19 protein-coding genes are annotated in these 15,589 nt (G+C 63.6%); 8 read left to right on the plus strand and 11 right to left on the minus strand.

Annotation, left to right across the window (positions count from 1 at the left end; translation table 11 throughout):
• The first annotated feature begins 245 nt into the window (after positions 1-245).
• The 6 genes from lptC to ptsN all read left to right on the plus strand — a co-directional run bounded on the left by lptC (position 246) and on the right by ptsN (position 5,478).
• Positions 246-959 (plus strand): LPS export ABC transporter periplasmic protein LptC, encoded by a 714-nt coding sequence (lptC, locus tag LB520_RS22265; protein WP_140710212.1) that lies wholly within the window; start codon positions 246-248, stop codon positions 957-959.
• Positions 946-1,536 (plus strand): LptA/OstA family protein, encoded by a 591-nt coding sequence (locus tag LB520_RS22270; protein ID WP_095769265.1) that lies wholly within the window; start codon positions 946-948, stop codon positions 1,534-1,536. The genes lptC and LB520_RS22270 overlap by 14 nt, the downstream gene beginning before the upstream one ends.
• Positions 1,536-2,354, plus strand: coding sequence for an LPS export ABC transporter ATP-binding protein (gene lptB / locus LB520_RS22275; RefSeq protein ID WP_095769266.1), 819 nt, complete (start codon positions 1,536-1,538; stop codon positions 2,352-2,354). The genes LB520_RS22270 and lptB overlap by 1 nt, the downstream gene beginning before the upstream one ends.
• 175 nt (positions 2,355-2,529) lie before the next feature.
• Positions 2,530-4,059 (plus strand): RNA polymerase factor sigma-54, encoded by a 1,530-nt coding sequence (gene rpoN, locus LB520_RS22280; RefSeq protein ID WP_224639322.1) that lies wholly within the window; start codon positions 2,530-2,532, stop codon positions 4,057-4,059.
• Between the two features lie 305 nt (positions 4,060-4,364).
• Positions 4,365-4,952 carry a ribosome hibernation-promoting factor, HPF/YfiA family gene (gene hpf / locus LB520_RS22285; RefSeq protein WP_224630319.1) on the plus strand — a complete coding sequence of 196 codons (588 nt, stop codon included), beginning with the start codon at positions 4,365-4,367 and terminating at the stop codon, positions 4,950-4,952.
• A gap of 61 nt (positions 4,953-5,013) precedes the next feature.
• Positions 5,014-5,478, plus strand: a complete 465-nt coding sequence (gene ptsN / locus LB520_RS22290; RefSeq protein ID WP_042641064.1) for a PTS IIA-like nitrogen regulatory protein PtsN — start codon at positions 5,014-5,016, stop codon at positions 5,476-5,478.
• 81 nt (positions 5,479-5,559) lie between these two features.
• Here the strand turns inward: ptsN and LB520_RS22295 are convergent, their stop codons facing one another.
• Together LB520_RS22295 and LB520_RS22300 are read right to left on the minus strand one after the other, a co-directional pair.
• Complete coding sequence (locus LB520_RS22295) at positions 5,560-5,817, minus strand: DUF1150 family protein (RefSeq protein WP_036257920.1); 258 nt, start codon at positions 5,815-5,817, stop codon at positions 5,560-5,562.
• A gap of 63 nt (positions 5,818-5,880) precedes the next feature.
• Complete coding sequence (locus tag LB520_RS22300) at positions 5,881-6,306, minus strand: Hsp20 family protein (RefSeq protein WP_095769269.1); 426 nt, start codon at positions 6,304-6,306, stop codon at positions 5,881-5,883.
• Between the two features lie 242 nt (positions 6,307-6,548).
• Between LB520_RS22300 and LB520_RS22305 the strand changes: the two genes are divergently transcribed.
• The gene (locus LB520_RS22305; RefSeq protein ID WP_095769270.1) at positions 6,549-7,490 is read left to right on the plus strand and encodes a nucleoside hydrolase; all 942 of its coding nucleotides are present in this window, start codon (positions 6,549-6,551) and stop codon (positions 7,488-7,490) included.
• Positions 7,491-7,653: 163 nt separating this feature from the next.
• Here the strand turns inward: LB520_RS22305 and LB520_RS22310 are convergent, their stop codons facing one another.
• From LB520_RS22310 to LB520_RS22350, 9 genes are all read right to left on the minus strand, one after another.
• Positions 7,654-8,268, minus strand: a complete 615-nt coding sequence (locus tag LB520_RS22310; RefSeq protein ID WP_224639325.1) for a LysE family translocator — start codon at positions 8,266-8,268, stop codon at positions 7,654-7,656.
• A gap of 94 nt (positions 8,269-8,362) precedes the next feature.
• Positions 8,363-9,814, minus strand: coding sequence for an amidase (locus LB520_RS22315; protein WP_224639327.1), 1,452 nt, complete (start codon positions 9,812-9,814; stop codon positions 8,363-8,365).
• Positions 9,815-9,817: 3 nt separating this feature from the next.
• Positions 9,818-10,723 carry a ribokinase gene (locus LB520_RS22320; RefSeq protein WP_224639330.1) on the minus strand — a complete coding sequence of 302 codons (906 nt, stop codon included), beginning with the start codon at positions 10,721-10,723 and terminating at the stop codon, positions 9,818-9,820.
• 196 nt (positions 10,724-10,919) lie between these two features.
• On the minus strand, positions 10,920-11,402 hold the full coding sequence (locus LB520_RS22325) for a hypothetical protein (RefSeq protein ID WP_095769274.1): 483 nt from the start codon (positions 11,400-11,402) through the stop codon (positions 10,920-10,922).
• A complete protein-coding gene (locus tag LB520_RS22330; protein ID WP_095769275.1) occupies positions 11,377-11,928 on the minus strand; it encodes a hypothetical protein in 552 nt (183 codons plus the stop codon). The genes LB520_RS22325 and LB520_RS22330 overlap by 26 nt, the downstream gene beginning before the upstream one ends.
• A complete protein-coding gene (locus tag LB520_RS22335; RefSeq protein ID WP_140546269.1) occupies positions 11,895-12,287 on the minus strand; it encodes a hypothetical protein in 393 nt (130 codons plus the stop codon). The genes LB520_RS22330 and LB520_RS22335 overlap by 34 nt, the downstream gene beginning before the upstream one ends.
• Positions 12,288-12,310: 23 nt before the next feature.
• The gene (locus tag LB520_RS22340) at positions 12,311-12,784 is read right to left on the minus strand and encodes a hypothetical protein (protein ID WP_224548052.1); all 474 of its coding nucleotides are present in this window, start codon (positions 12,782-12,784) and stop codon (positions 12,311-12,313) included.
• 237 nt (positions 12,785-13,021) lie between these two features.
• Positions 13,022-13,927: a methylated-DNA--[protein]-cysteine S-methyltransferase gene (locus tag LB520_RS22345; protein ID WP_224639331.1), complete on the minus strand. Its 906-nt coding sequence runs from the start codon at positions 13,925-13,927 to the stop codon at positions 13,022-13,024.
• A 327-nt stretch (positions 13,928-14,254) separates the two neighbouring features.
• The gene (locus LB520_RS22350) at positions 14,255-14,749 is read right to left on the minus strand and encodes a DUF2244 domain-containing protein (protein WP_140636934.1); all 495 of its coding nucleotides are present in this window, start codon (positions 14,747-14,749) and stop codon (positions 14,255-14,257) included.
• Positions 14,750-14,771: 22 nt separating this feature from the next.
• Here LB520_RS22350 and nth point away from each other — a divergent pair, with 22 nt between their 5' ends.
• Positions 14,772-15,581 carry an endonuclease III gene (gene nth / locus LB520_RS22355; protein ID WP_224639333.1) on the plus strand — a complete coding sequence of 270 codons (810 nt, stop codon included), beginning with the start codon at positions 14,772-14,774 and terminating at the stop codon, positions 15,579-15,581.
• Positions 15,582-15,589 lie beyond the last annotated feature (8 nt).

The raw sequence follows: 15,589 nt of genomic DNA on the forward strand, positions 1-15,589 counted from the left end.
AGCTTTCCCGGAACTGTTCCGAAAGGCCCGGCTTCGGCCTCCGGCGGTGACGCCGGGCTCACGAAAAATTAACGCAAGCAGTCCGTATCTGCTATGAAGTACAGGCCGTCTCGCCGAATTCCTTTCGATTTTGCGCGCGGCAGCTGTCACATTTTTGCAGTTTTCCTCCGCTTGTGCTTGCTTGTAGGTGCCGGCATACCACCTATAGGCGGTGTTTGGGCGGGCAAAGGTCCATTAGAAAAGTCATGTTGGCGCGATCTGACGAAACGAGCGATGCCGGTGAGGCATCGGCTCCCGCGAACCAAGGCGGCACGCGTGGCGATGCGTTCAACCGCGCCCGGCGGCACTCGCGCCGCGTCCGCGTGCTGAAATTTGCGGTACCGCTGCTCGCGGTCGCGATCGCCGTCGCCTTTCCGGTCTATTCCTACCTCAAAGCGCCGCTGTCGGTATCGGTGCAGGCCGACGGCACGGCGTTTTCCGATGGCAAGCTGGTGATGGCCAATCCGAAGCTCAACGGCTTCACCAAGCAGAAGCTGCCATATTCGCTGACGGCGACCAGGGCGACGCAGGATGTTGGCCAGCAGGCCGTCATCGACCTCGAAGGCATCAACGCCAGACTGCCCGTCGCCACTGACAACATCGTCTCGGTGGATGCCGCGCACGGTATCTACAATCGCGACGCCAACACGATGGATCTGACCAGCGACGTCAGCGTGACGACGACCGACGGCCTGATGGCGAAGTTCAAATCGATCTTCCTAGACATGGGCAAAGGCTCTATGAAGACGAGCAATCCGGTCGACGTCAGCCGTGGGGGGTCGCGCATCACCGCGGACTCGATGTCGGTCGAGGACAATGGCAGGCTCGTGGTCTTCGAGAGCCGGGTTCGCGTCAACATAGATCCAACTGCGCTGAAGGCAGCGGGGGTAAACGGTGGAGAACAGAATGCGTCGCAGTAAATCCGCATGGCTTCCGGGCGCTGCTTCCGCATTGCTGTTTTTGGCAACGGCGCATTCGTTCGCGCAATCGAGCGCGACCAGCCAGATTCCCGGGCTCAAGCTGTCGGGTGACCAGCCGATCCAGATCGAAAGCGACAAGCTCGAGGTCCGCCAGGCCGACAGCATGGCCGTGTTCAGCGGCAATGTGACGGTCAATCAGGGGCCGACCCTGCTCAAGGCCGGCAAGATGACGGTCTACTATGTCAAGGATGCCAATGCCGGCAAAAGTGCCGCAGCAGGCGCATCGGCGATGACGGGCGCCGCCAATATCGACCATCTCGAGGTCGAGAACAAAGTCTACATCAAATCGAACGACCAGATCGCCACCGGCGACACCGGCAAATTCGACATGAAGACGCAGGTGCTGGTGCTTTCCGGCAAGGAAGTGGTGCTGTCGCAGGGCGACAATGTGCTCAAGGGCTGCAAGCTCACCGTGCAGATGAAGAGCGGCCTCGGCAATGTCGAAGGCTGTCCTCGCGTCATCATGATGTTCAAGCCGCAGAAACAGGACGCGCAGCAGGGAGCGTCGAGCAAGTAATGGCCGGCGTGACTTCGCTGCTGGCCCGTCTCCCGGGACGGGCAGCCGCACAACCCGCTGCGCCGGCGACGGTCGGCGCCGACAAGGCGAAGTTCAAGGGCACCCTGATCGCCAAGGGGCTGACCAAGAGCTACAAGGGCCGCAAGGTGGTGAGCGGTGTGACGCTCGGCGTGCGCGCCGGTGAGGCTGTCGGCCTGCTCGGCCCCAACGGCGCTGGCAAGACCACCTGTTTCTACATGGTCACCGGCCTTGTTCCCGTCGACGAAGGTTCGATCGAGATCGACGGCTTTGATGTCACCTCAATGCCGATGTACCGGCGGGCCCGCCTCGGCATCGGCTATCTGCCGCAGGAAGCGTCGATCTTCCGCGGCCTGAATGTCGAGCAGAACATCCGGGCCGTGCTGGAGGTGGTGGAAAAGAGCCGCAAGGAACGCGAGCGCACGCTCGACGAGCTGCTCGAGGAGTTTCACATCAGCCATCTGCGCAAGGCGCCGTCCATGTCGCTGTCGGGCGGCGAACGGCGTCGCCTCGAAATCGCGCGGGCGCTGGCGACGCGGCCTGCCTATATGCTGCTCGACGAGCCCTTCGCCGGCATCGACCCGATCGCCGTCGCCGACATCCAGCAACTCGTTCGCCACCTCACGGCGCGCGGCATCGGCGTCTTGATCACCGACCACAATGTGCGCGAGACGCTCGGCCTGATCGACCGCGCCTACATCATCCATGCCGGTCAGGTGCTGACGCATGGCCGCGCCGACGAGATCGTCGCCAACGCCGATGTGCGGCGTCTCTATCTCGGCGAGGGTTTCACGCTCTGACCGCGGGTTTCGACGCGGTTCGATGGCCGCGTCACGGCTTTCGGTCATTTTAGCGCTCGATAACGCTCCGGTAAGCCGCAACTGCTAGCGTTTTGCTTGACAAGCAAAAGCCGGGCCAGTTTCTATGCCCGACCGAAAAACAGTCGACGCGTAGACGAGGCGTTTGAAGTCCATCATGGCGCTGGCAGCCAAACTGCAGCTCAGACAATCCCAGTCGCTGGTGATGACGCCGCAGCTGATGCAGTCGATCCGGCTGCTGCAGCTCACCCATGTCGAGCTCGAGCGCTTCATCGACGAGGAGATCGAGCGCAATCCGCTGCTGGAACGGGCCGAGCCGCAGGACGATGCCGCCGGCGATCTATCCCAGAAAAGCGAGACATCGCCGGAAAAGGACAGAGAAGGCGACTGGTTCGAGGGCGAGATGGAGTGGAGCGCGGAAGCGATCTCGCAAAAGCTCGATTCTTCCCTGGAGAACCTGTTTCCCGACGATCCAGGCACCAGCGAGAGGCTGGGGCCGGATCTCTCGGCGCAATGGAAGTCGGCCGCCGGGGGCGGCGCGGGCGCAGCATCGTCCGAGGGGTTCGACGTCGGCGACATGGCCGCGGCCGCCATCACGCTGCGCGAACATGTCGGCGAGCAGATCGCGCTTGCCTCCTTGAGCCCCGGCGAACGCCTTATCGCGGGTGAGCTGGCCGAAGGGCTCGACGAAGCCGGGTACCTGCGCACCGAACTCGACGAGATCGCGGTTCGGCTCGGCACGGACGGCGCGGCGGTGGCGCGGGTGCTTGGCGTGTGCCAGACCTTCGAGCCGGCAGGACTTTTCGCGCGCGACCTTGCCGAGTGCCTGTCGCTGCAACTGGCGGTGCGCGACCGGTTCGATCCGGCGATGAAGGCGCTGGTCGCCAACCTCGAGCTTCTGGCGCGGCGGGATTTCCAGTCGCTGAAACGCATCTGCGGCGTCGACGAGGAAGACCTGCTCGACATGCTGGCCGAGATCCGCGCGCTCGATCCGCGGCCCGGCCTGGCGTTTTCGGGCGGCGCGAGCGACGCGATCGTCGCCGATGTCGAGGTGCGCGCCGCCAATGACGGCAGCTGGGCGGTGGAGCTCAATGCCGATACGCTGCCTCGCGTGCTGGTGGACAATGTCTATTTCGCCCGCATTTCGAGCCATGCCAAGGACCAGGCGGAAAAAGAGTTTCTCGCCGAATGCCTGCAGAACGCCAACTGGCTGACGCGCAGTCTCGATCAACGGGCCAAGACCATTCTCAAGGTGGCGTCCGAGATCGTGCGGCAACAGGACGCTTTCCTCGTCCATGGCGTGCGCCATCTCAAGCCGCTCAACCTGCGTACGGTGGCCGACGCCATCGGCATGCATGAATCGACGGTCAGCCGCGTCACCGCCAACAAATATATGCTGACGCCGCGCGGCGTCTTCGAGCTGCGCTATTTCTTCACCGCGTCGATTGCCTCCGCGGAAGGCGGCGAAGCGCATTCGTCCGAGGCCGTGCGCGACCGCATCAAGCAGATGATCGACGAGGAAAAGCCCATCGACGTGCTTTCCGACGACGCCATCGTCGACATGCTCAAGGAAAGTGGGGTCGACATCGCGCGCCGCACCGTCGCGAAATATCGCGAAGGCATGAACATTCCCTCGTCGGTGCAGCGGCGGCGGGAGAAGCGGGCGCTCGCGAACGCCGGCCGCTAGGCCGATGCGAATCTCGACAAGCCCTGGCCGGTGCGAGACGGTGCTGATTTCCCACAATTCCCGAGTTTCATTGACAAGCCGCAATGAAGTGTCTAGAAGCCCGCCCGCATGGAGCAGGGCGGTGATGCCCGCTAGCGAATGGGTCCGTCAGACACGGCCATGGACGGCCAAGAAGGCGACTTGTGATCAACCGGAAAGTTCGGGTCTAAAATCGGCGCGCATGCCGCTGCAAAGCTTGTGCGCGCGCACCACGGGTATAAACTCGGGAACAGTTTGGAGCCTGAGCAAGGAAGGTCAGTTTTCAGATGAATCTACGCATTTCGGGAAAACACATGGACATCGGCGATGCGTTCCGCACACGCATCAACGACCGGGTCGGCGAGGCGATCGAGAAATATTTCGATCGGGGTTTTTCAGGACATGTCACGGTCATCAAATCGGGGTCGCGTTTCTCCGCCGACTGCATGGTCCGGCTCGATTCCGGCGCTTCTTTGCAGGCGACCGGCGACGCCCAGGACCCGACGCTTGCCTTCGAGGCGGCGGCCGACCGCCTGGAAACGCGGCTGCGGCGCTACAAGCGCCGGCTGAAGTCGCGTAACACCGGCAACGGCAATGGCGAAGAGCCGACCGACATCGCCTACACCGTGATGGCTCCCCTCGCCGACGACGAGGAAGACATTCCGGAGGACTTCGCTCCGGTCATCGTCGCCGAATCAAGCTTGACGCTGCGGACCATGTCGGTGGCTTCGGCGGTCATCGAGCTCGACAACAGCGACAGCCCGGTCTTCCTGTTCCGCAACGCCGGAACCGACCATCTCAACATCGTCTACCGCCGGCCGGATGGCAACATCGGCTGGATCGATCCGTCGACGACCAAAGTCGCGCAAGGATAAAAAGCCAGCCGCGCAAGGGGGCGACGACTGGCGCGGCAGGCGAGCAAGGGATTTTTCAAGCATGGATCTCAGCGATCTCATCAGCGTTCCGGCGATCATGCCGGCGTTGAAGGCGAATTCCAAAAAGCAGCTTCTGCAATTGCTGTCGGAGAGGGCGGCGGCAATTTCGGGGATTCCGGAGCGGGAGGTGTTCGACACCATCCTGCAGCGCGAGCGGCTGGGCTCGACCGGCGTCGGCAACGGCATCGCCATTCCTCACGGCAAGCTCGCCGGCGTGAAGCGGATCGCCGGCGTCTTCGCCCGGCTGGAAACGCCGGTCGATTTCGAGGCGCTGGACGACCAGCCGGTCGACCTGGTGTTTTTGCTGCTTGCGCCGGAAGGTGCCGGCGCCGACCATCTCAAGGCGCTGTCGCGCATCGCACGCGTGCTGCGCGATGCCGACACGGTGGCCAAGATCAGGGGCACGCGCGACGCGGTGGCGATCCACGCGCTCTTGTCTGATACGCAGGCCTCGCACGCGGCCTGACGTTTTGGGATCGAACCTGGTTTTTGGGCTAGAGGGGCCGCCGGGAGCGGCCCTTTCCATTTCAGACTGCCAGCAATCGCCTTAGTGAATGGCGACAGTGGTCAGGTCGTTCTCCAACGCACCCGCCAGTGCCCGGTCACGGGCGTCGGAAAGCAGAATCGGCTGGCCGTTGGCGGCAAACAGCGCCCACAGCTCCAGGCCGGGCGCGATCTCGCCGAGGCCGGGGAAGCGGCCGCGCAGGTCGTCGCTCGACACTTTCCTGAGATAAGCGACCGAACCTTCGCCGAGATGGGCGAGTTCGCCGCTGGTCATGGTGATCGTTTCGTCAGTTCTGGTCATTTCAAGCCTCCTTGGCGCGAGGACGCCAGGATCGGCCGCCTCGCATAGAGCCATCGGCAAAGGTCAGTCTTTCACCGATATGTTTATTTTCCGTACCATCCGCTCGGACTCCGGCCGATCGAGATCGATCGACAGCAGACCGTTCTTCAGTTCCGCCGCGATCACCCGCATGCCGTCGGCCAGCACGAAGCAGCGCTGGAACTGGCGCGCGGCGATGCCGCGGTGCAGGAATTCGCGCTCGGTGTCGTCGGTCTGACGACCGCGCACGATCAGCTGGTTTTCCTCCGTGGTGACATCGAGGTCGCTTTCTGCAAAACCGGCAACGGCCAGCGTGATGCGCAGCCTTTCGGCCTTGCCGTCGGCGGCATTGAGGCGCTCGATATTGTACGGAGGGTAGCTGTCGCCGGACTTCGCCAGACGCTCAAGCGTCTTTTCCATGGCATCAAAACCCAGGAGAAGCGGGCTGGAGAAAGGCGTCATTCGACTCATTGTTACACTGTCCTCTGAAGAGCGACACAAACTGGAAAAACCCGGATGGCATTTTTCCCGATGGTCTTGATATGGTCCGTCGCGCGATCAAGTTCAAGCCGCCAAATCAGGATGGCGTTTCGTCGAACCGTCATCTTCATCCAGCCTTTCATTGGAGCATGATTTCGTCCGAAAACCGGTTCCCACCTTTCGGGAACCATGCTCTAAAACCCGCCCAAAAAGACTTCCCAAAAGGAATTGAAATGCCCCAGTCCAGAAAGATCATCATCGACACGGATCCCGGCCAGGACGATGCCGTCGCCATATTGCTGGCGCTCGGCAGTTCCGAGCTGGAGATCGTCGGCATCACCGCGGTAGCCGGCAACGTGCCGCTGAATCTGACCCAGAACAACGCCCGCAAGATATGCGAGCTGGCCGGCCGGCCCGACATCAAGGTCTATGCCGGCGCCATCCGGCCGCTGGCGCGTGAACTCGTCACCGCCGAGGAGGTGCATGGCAAGACCGGCCTGAACGGCCCGCAGCTGCCCGAGCCGACCATGCCGCTCCAGGAACAATATGCCGTCGATTTCATCGTCGAGACGCTGATGCGCGAGGAAAGCGGCACCATCACGCTCTGCCCGCTCGGACCGCTCACCAACATCGCGCTGGCGCTGATCCGCGAGCCCAGGATCGCGCCGCGGATCAAGGAAATCGTCCTGATGGGCGGCGGCTTCTTCGAGGGCGGCAATGTCACGCCGGCCGCCGAATTCAATATCTATGTCGACCCGCAGGCCGCCGATCTGGTGTTCAAATCGGGCATTCCGATCGTGATGATGCCGCTCGACGTCACCCACCAGGCGCTCACCACGTCCGAGCGCATCCAGGCCTTCCGCAAGCTCGGCACCAAGGTCGGCACCGCGACCGCCGAGATGCTGGAGTTCTTCGAGCGCTATGACGAGGAAAAATACGGTACTGATGGCGGGCCGCTGCACGACCCGTGCGTGATCGCCTATCTCGTCAAGCCGGAGCTGTTCAAGGGCCGCCACTGCAATGTCAGCGTCGAGACGACCTCCGAGCTCACCATGGGCATGACGGTGATCGACTGGTGGGGCGTCGCCAAGCGCAAAAAGAACGCCATGGTGATGCGCGACATCGACCATGACGGCTTCTTCGCGCTGCTGGTGGAGCGGCTCGGGCGGCTATAAGGGCCGCTTCTTCCTTCCCCCCTTGTGGGGGAAGGTGGATCGGCGCGAAGCGCCGAGACGGATGAGGGGTGCTCCAGCGGAGTGAGACGTCGGCATTCCCTGGAACACCCCTCATCCGTCGCCTTCGGCGACACCTTCTCCCACAAGGGGAGAAGGTGAGGTGCTACTTAGCCTTCGAGAACGCCAGCCATAGCCCGCCGCCGACGAGGAAGCTGCCGCTGATGCGCGACATCAGCTTGACGCGGCTGGCCGACAGAACGCGCCCGGCGCGGCCTGCCGCAAGCGCATAGGTCGAGTCCGACATGGCGGCGAAGATCATCGCGGTCAGGCCCATCACCACGATCTGAAGCGAATAGTTGCCCTGCGGGGCGATGAACTGCGGGAAGAAGGCGCCGAAAAACACCAAAGTCTTCGGATTTGAGATCGCCACCAGAAAACCCTGCAGGAAGAAGCCGCCGCGCGGCTTTTTGGCCGAGCCGTCGGGGTTCAGCGCGCTTTTGGCGCGAAACATCTGCACACCCATCCAGATGAGATAAGCGGCGCCGATCAGCCGCACCCATTCGAACCAGTGGCCCATGCCGGCGATCAGCGTGTTGAGGCCAATGCCGACGATGGCGATCATGATGGCAAGGCCGGCCTGCGTACCGGCGACGTTGGCCAAGCCCGAGCGCGAGCCGTGGCGGATGCTGTTGGCGATGATCAGCGTGACCGTGGGACCCGGCACCAGGATGATGACGATGCAGGCGACGACGTAGGTGGCGTAGAGTTCCAGCGACATGATCTTCCCCCGAACAGGACAGCGCCGACTTGGGCGGAGCGCGATCAATGCACGGGATTGACGCTGGCGCAAGCTGGCCGGGCAGGGCGGCCCGTCATGCAGCTCCCGCCGCCCATGGCAGGGTTGCCTCGTAGGCGGCGCCGGCCTTGAGCACGGCGAGATCGGCGCGCGGGCGGCCGATCAATTGCATGCCCATGGGCCGGCCCTTCTCGTCGAAGCCGGCCGGCACGTTGAGCGCCGGGCAACCGCCCAGCGTGGCGAAAGCGGAGACCTGCATCCAGCGGTGATAGCTGTCCATAGTTCGCCCCGCGACCTCGCGCGGCCAGCGGGTGGTCACGTCGAACGGGAAGACCTGAGCGGTGGGCAGCGCGATCAGGTCGAAGCGCTCGAAAAGCGCAAGCAACGTCCTGTGCCAGGACGTGCGCCGGACGGTCGCGGCATGGATCTGCGGGGCGGTCAGGCGCATCCCCTGCTCCACTTCCCAGACAGCCTCAGGCTTCAGAAGCCCGCGTTTTGCCGGATCGTCGTAATGCGCCTTTAGCCCGCAGCCGCTGCTCGCCTGGCGCAAGGTGACAAAAGCCTGCCACAGCGCCTCGAAGTCGACATCCGGCACCAAGGCCTCGCTGTGGAAGGCAGCATCGGCGAAGCGGGCAAGCGCGGCCTCGCAAAGGTCGAGCACGCCGGGCTCCGTCGGCAGGCGGCCGCCGAGGTCGCCCAACCAGGCGATGCGGCCGCCTGACGCTTTGGTCCGTAAACCTTCAAGGAACGAGCCCGTCTTGTCGTGCGAAAGCGGTGCATGCGGGTGATAGCCGGCCTGTTCGTCGAGCAGCAGCGCGATGTCGCGAATGTTGCGGCCCATAGGCCCTTCGACGCCCATCTGGGAATGGAAGACATCGACGTCCGGGCCAGCAGGCACCAGGCCCTGCGAGGGACGGAAGCCGTAGACATTGTTGTAGGCCGCCGGATTGCGCAGCGAACCGCCGAAGTCGCTGCCGTCGGCGACCGGCACCATGTCGAGCGCCAGCGCCACGGCCGCGCCGCCGCTCGAGCCGCCGGCGGTCAGCGCCGGGTCGAAGGCGTTGAGCGTCGGCCCGAAAACCGGATTGTAGGTGTTGGAGCCGAGGCCGAATTCCGGAACATTGGTCTTGCCGATGATGATGGCCCCGGCCTTGCGGACGCGCTCGACGAAGAAGTCGTCCGTGTCGGGAATGAAATCGGCAAAGATCGGCGAGCCGAAGGTGGTTCTGAGCCCTTTGGTCTGGGCAAGGTCCTTGATGGCGATCGGCAGGCCGTACAGCGATCCGGCCTCGCCGCCACGGGCGAGATGAGCATCGGCCCTGTCGGCCTCGGCCAGGATGTCGGCGTGCTCGCGCAGCGAGACGATGGCATTGACCTGTGGGTTCACGGCCTCGATGCGGTCGAGGAACGCGCCGACCACCTCGCGAACCGAAAAGCGACGCCGTCTGATACCTTCAGCGAGCTCAACGGCGGAGAGGCGGCAGATATCGCCGGCCGGCGGCACGGCATGTTTTGTGACGGGGCGCATCGCTCAACGGGTGCCCGCCAAAGTCGCGTCGACATCCTTGGCCAGTGGGATCGCCGGTTGCGCGCCTGGCTTCAGGCAGGCGAGCGACCCGGCCGCGGCGGCGCGGGTGAGCGCATCCTGGAGTGACAGACCGGACGATAGGCCGGCGCCGAAATAGCCGCAAAACGTATCGCCAGCGCCGACCGTGTCGACCGGGGTGATCTTCAGCGCGGGGACGGCAAGGAAATCGCCCGGTGTGGCGGCCAGCACCCCGTCGCCACCGAGCGTGACGACGATGATGCTGCCTGTCTTTTTGGCATAGTCGCGCATGCGGGCCGGGCGGTCGCGCCCCGAAAGCGCGAGGGCCTCGCCATAGAGATCGAACTCGGTTTCGTTGGCGACGGCATAGTCGGCCTTGCCGAGGAGGCCGGCGGCTTCGGCACGGAACGGGGCGGTGTTGAGCACGCTGACGGCGCCCGCCGCGCGCGCCGCGTCGAGTGTGGCCTCGACGGTCTGCAACGGGATCTCGTGCTGCAGGAGCACGACGTCGCCTTTCTTGAGATAGGCCTTGGCGACATCGCCCGGCACCACCGAATCATTGGCGCCCGGCACGACGGCGATGACATTTTCGCCGTCGGCGCCGACCAGGATCAACGCTGTGCCGGTGGAGGCGAAGCTCTCGCCGACACCGGACAGATCGACATTGCCGGCCTTGAGAAGGGCGAGCGCCTCGGCGGCAAAACTATCCTTGCCGACCGCGCCCACCATGCGCACTTGCGCGCCGGCGCGCGCCGCGGCCAGCGCCTGGTTGGCCCCCTTGCCGCCGGGCGCGGTGGCGAAGCCGGAGCCGCGCACCGTCTCGCCGGGTTCCGGCAAGCGGTCGACATTGGCGATGAGGTCGAGGTTGATCGAACCGACAACGATAATCAAAAAACTGCCTCCCGGTGAGGCGGGTCAGCCTGTGCTGAAAGGCGGACCTGCTCCAAGACTTCTGCTTTCTTGCGCAATTCCAGGGGAAATGCATGGCGTGTTTTTTCCCCTGGAATTGCAGGCTGGGCGCGAAGCTAGCCGCAAAGCCCGCCGGTTGCCAGATCATGTCGTCGCTGGCGCGGTCTGGCCCACAGCATCATTCGCAACGGACAGTGACCTCCGCCTGGTAACTGCCGGCCGGGAAGATGCCCGGCGATTTCGTGGCGGTCAGATCGACCTGGATGGTATGGGTGCCGTTGGTCAGCCGCTGCGGCGAGCCGCCTGGGTTATCCAGCCCCGAGCCGTCGAGGCGGAAGACTGAGGCGAAAGAGACGTCGGTGTCGCCGCCGCTCGGAGCCGAGGTGAAGGCGATCGGCGCCGGCGCGGAGACGGTATAGCAGTCTAGCAGGTTCAGGATCGAACACAGCGTCGAGTTCGCGATGATAGTGGCGCCGGCGCTCGACCCGCCCGCCTGCTTGGAACCGAATATGTTGATAGAGGGGTTCGACTTCATCGTTCCCGAGGCACCGATCATGATGGTGCAGGTGCCGATGATCGCCGCCTGTGCTGGGAGACAGAAGCCGGCAAGCGCTGCCGTCGTAAGCAGCGCGCGGCTATTTCCTCTTCTTTTTCTTTTCATTGCCGGTCGTGCCTCTGATGCTCCAGCCTTCGTTGGCCCATCCCGCCGATGCGGCCGAGCGAGCCGTAGGAGCCTCGGAAGCCGTGGCAGCGATGCCCGTCGTGCTCCCCGTTGTCTGACCATCGGCGCCAAGGCCCATTTTCAGGAGCTTCAATTCAAGCTGCAGGCGCTCGACTTCCAGCTCGTAGAGGCGGCTGCAATCGACGCGTTTCGGCGTCCGCCCGATCGGGATCACCACGCGGCCGTATGTTGCGATGTCGCTATTGGCCTGATTGCTGCTGTTGTTGCCCCGGATGACGCCGAGGTCGAGATAGGCGCCGCTGCCGGAGACGGCTGAGCGGCAGGTCGTGCCGTCGCTGGCATGAACCTCGTCCTGGCCCTGAGGCAGGCTGACGCCGGGCAGACTGAAACCGGTTTGGTTCTGGTTCAGGTTCAGGATGTCCTCGGCAAGCCCCTGACTTACGACAGCCAAGGCGGACAGCAGGGACAAGGTCAGAACCTGCGATGCCCGAAAAACTTTCCGCATATCTGTGCCCTTATCTGGGTCTGCTCGCTTGGAAAGGGGATACTCTCGGTACAGATACGCACCTTGCGCTCGTTCGCGCCGTCGAACGGGACGACCACCAGAACCGGACGCGACGCCTGGCCGGCCAGAAGGAAGGCGCTTGGCGTGATCTTGGCGTCGACCGGCTGGAAATCCTGGTCATAGACATGAACCTCGACACGTATGCGCTGGTTATACGGGTTGCCTGGGAAGACACGAACGGCGAAGGCATCCGCGAAGGATCGCACCTCACCCCGCATCGGCGTCATCGACTGGCCGGTCGCGGCGATGGGAAACAGCACGGCAGTCAGGCCCGCCGCCAGAATTGCAATCGTTCTCAAGGATCACTCCTTTCGCGACAAGACTATTCGCAGCGCAGCGTCACCGTTGCTTGGTAGTTGCCGGCGGAGAAGCGGTTCGTGCCGCTCTTGGTGCCGGAAAGATTGACGGCGACCGTGGATGTGCCTGGCACCGTCAGGGCCGTCGCAGTGCCGGTTTCCGCAATCGTCTGGGCGCCGGAAGTGGCGAAGGTGGGGGTCCATGTCGTCGCCGTAACGTCCGAAGCCGGCACGGTCGTCGTGGTTACCGGGTCTACGCTGAGCGAGACGCCGCCCGTGGTATCGACCTGAGCGCTGCCGGCTGAGCCGCCGGCATTATGCGAGCTCAGCGACTGAAGATTGCTGCTGACGGTCATCGTACCGTTGGAGTTGATCGTGACCGTGCAGGTCGCGGTGATCGTACCATTGAACAGCACATTTCCGGTGGTGGCGGCCGATGCTGCCTGGCCGCCGCAGGCGGCGAGCACGCTCGCAGCCATGACGGCGCGAAAGAACTTCATTGAGACCCCGCTTTCGAGCCGGATAATGCGGCTCAATGTAGGGTTATCTTCTCTTTATCGTGGTTAATTTAGCGTTAAGTGAAATAACAACGGAAAGCAACTTCAAAGAAAGCGGCGATAACCAGAGGTTGTCGCCGGTTGCATTTCATGAACAAGGCTGTTTATTTGTTTGGCTTGTGCCGCTTTATATTTGATGCGCGGTTTTTCGCAAGGAGACGCGAAAAAATCGATTGTTTTTCAGGACGTCACTTGTCCCGCTTCCCAACCGAGGATGGCGCGCTTGCGCGTCAGGCCCCAGTGATAGCCGGTGAGCGCGCCGGACTTGCCCAACGCCCGGTGGCACGGCACCACGAACGACATCGGGTTGGCGCCCACAGCCGCGCCCACGGCCCGGCTCGCGCTTGGCGCGCCGATGCTTGCCGCGATCGAGGAATAGGTACAGGCCCTGCCCATCGGGATGCGCAGCAATGCTTCCCAGACGCGAAGCTGGAAATCGGTGCCGATCATTACCACGCGCAAAGGCTGGTCGGCGCGCCATTTCGTCGGGTCGAAGACCCGCGCGGCGTAAGCCTGGGTAACGGACATGTCCTCGACATAGGTCGCGTTCGGCCAGCGGCCGGACATGTCGGCGAAGGCAGCCCGCTCGCCGCCGGCGTCACAGAAGGCGAGACCCGCTAGACCGCGGTCGGTGACCATGATCAGTGCGATACCGAAAGGCGAGATGTGATAGCCGTAGCGGATGGTGAGACCCGCGCCCCGGGTCTTATAGTCGCCGGGCGACATCGCCTCATGGGTGACGAAGAGGTCGTGCAGTCGGCCGGGACCGGACATGCCGAGCTCGAACGAGGTCTCCAGCAGCGGCATGCCTGAATCCAGCAGCCTGCGCGCATGGTCGAGCGTCACCGCCTGCAGGAAGGCCTTGGGCGACAGGCCGGCCCAGCGCGTGAACAGCTTTTGCAGGCCGGTCGGCGTCTCGCCGACTTCCTCGGCCAGCACCTCCAGCGAGGGCTGGTCGCGATAGTCGAGGCTGATCTTCTCGATGGCGCGGCGCACGACGTCATAGTCGCTGCCTTCCGGCGTGATGTCATTCTCAAGGATCGCGGTTGGTTTCATCCGCGTATTCATGGTCATCTGAGCGTTCATGGCAATATCTCCTTGACCGCGAATATCGGTCCTCCAGAGCTTTGCCACCACCCGAAACTTGCCTTCCCGCCATCCGCACCCAGATAGAGTCAGCTTCGGGCCGAAGAGGGTGATCATGGCCGTCGAAAAGGTTGATCTGACCGGGGCAAGGGAGACCTTGCTGATGACGCTCTACGGCAAGGCGCTGGAGAGCCGGCTGCCCAATTCGCTGCTCCAGGATCGCTTTGCCGACTAGGCGGTGCGCAGGATCGACTATATTTCTCGAGGCTCAAGGTCGACGGCAATCTCGGGCTGGGATTTGCAATCAGGGCGAAGACACTGGACGCATCAGCGCGTCTTGGCGGTCGCCAGCGCGCGCGAAAAGGCGGTGGCAAAACTTTCGCGGTCGTCGGGATTGAGGAAGCCGCCAATCGCGACACTCTTGCCTTGCGCCTCGACGGCCATCTTGGTGATGCCGATCTCGCTGTGGCGGGCGATCGAGAACCGCGTCCAGAACGGGTTGAAGCGATGGTTTTCCGAGCGGCCGGAAGGCGCTGTCTTGCGAATGTCGAGACTGGTGCGCGAGACCGAGATTTCCTCACGGGCGCGCGCAGCCCGGTAATTGGCGCGGAAAGCGATGTAGACGGCGACCACGTCGAGGCCGAAGAAGCCGAACACCGGCCATGCGCCATGCGCCAGGAAGAACGCGCCGGTGACCGCCCAGCCGAACAGAAGCGCCCCCATCAGGATCAGAAAACCGGTGCGGCCGAGCGAGCGGTGCGGCGTCAGCAAGGCCTGGAAAAATGGCTCGTCGGCCTGGAACGAGGCGTTTGTGTCGCTCATGAGGGAATATTATAGGAGGGAAATGGCGCCTCCCAAGTCGAAAAAATCCGCAGCTGTCAAAAAACCTCAGCCCGCTATCCCGGGCGGCGGCCGGGCGCCTGGTCGACGGCCGCGAAAAGCCGCCACGCGGTCGCTCTACAGCCCCGCCGAAGTGCATGAGATCTTCCGGCGCTTTTCCGTGCAGCGGCCTGAGCCGAAAGGCGAGCTCGACTATGTCAACGCCTTCACTCTGCTGGTCGCAGTGGTGCTGTCGGCGCAAGCGACGGACGCCGGCGTCAACAAGGCGACGAAGGCGCTGTTCGCCGCGGCCGACACGCCGGCCAAGATGCTGGCGTTGGGCGAGGCCAAGGTCGGCGACTATATCCGCACCATCGGTCTGTGGCGCAACAAGGCCAAGAACGTGATCGCGCTGTCGAAGGCGCTGATCGACGATTATGCAGGCCAGGTGCCGCAGGATCGCGACGAGCTGGTGAAGCTGCCGGGCGTCGGGCGCAAGACCGCCAATGTCGTGCTCAACGTCGCCTTCGGCCAGCATACCATGGCGGTCGACACCCATATCTTCCGCATCGGCAACCGGATCGGGCTGGCGCCCGGCAAGACGCCGGAGCAGGTCGAGCAGGGGCTGCTCAAGGTCATCCCCGCCGAATATATGCGCCATGCGCATCACTGGCTGATCCTGCATGGCCGCTATGTCTGCAAGGCGCGCAAGCCCGATTGCCCGGTCTGCGTCATCGCCGACATCTGCAAGTCGAAGGAAAAGACCACCGACGTGCCGGCCCCGCTGGTGCCGATCGCGCCGCTGGATGAGACGTTTCCGGTCGAAGCTGTCTGACACAGTAA

The organism is Mesorhizobium sp. CA12 (assembly GCF_020165255.1).
GTDB lineage: Bacteria > Pseudomonadota > Alphaproteobacteria > Rhizobiales > Rhizobiaceae > Mesorhizobium.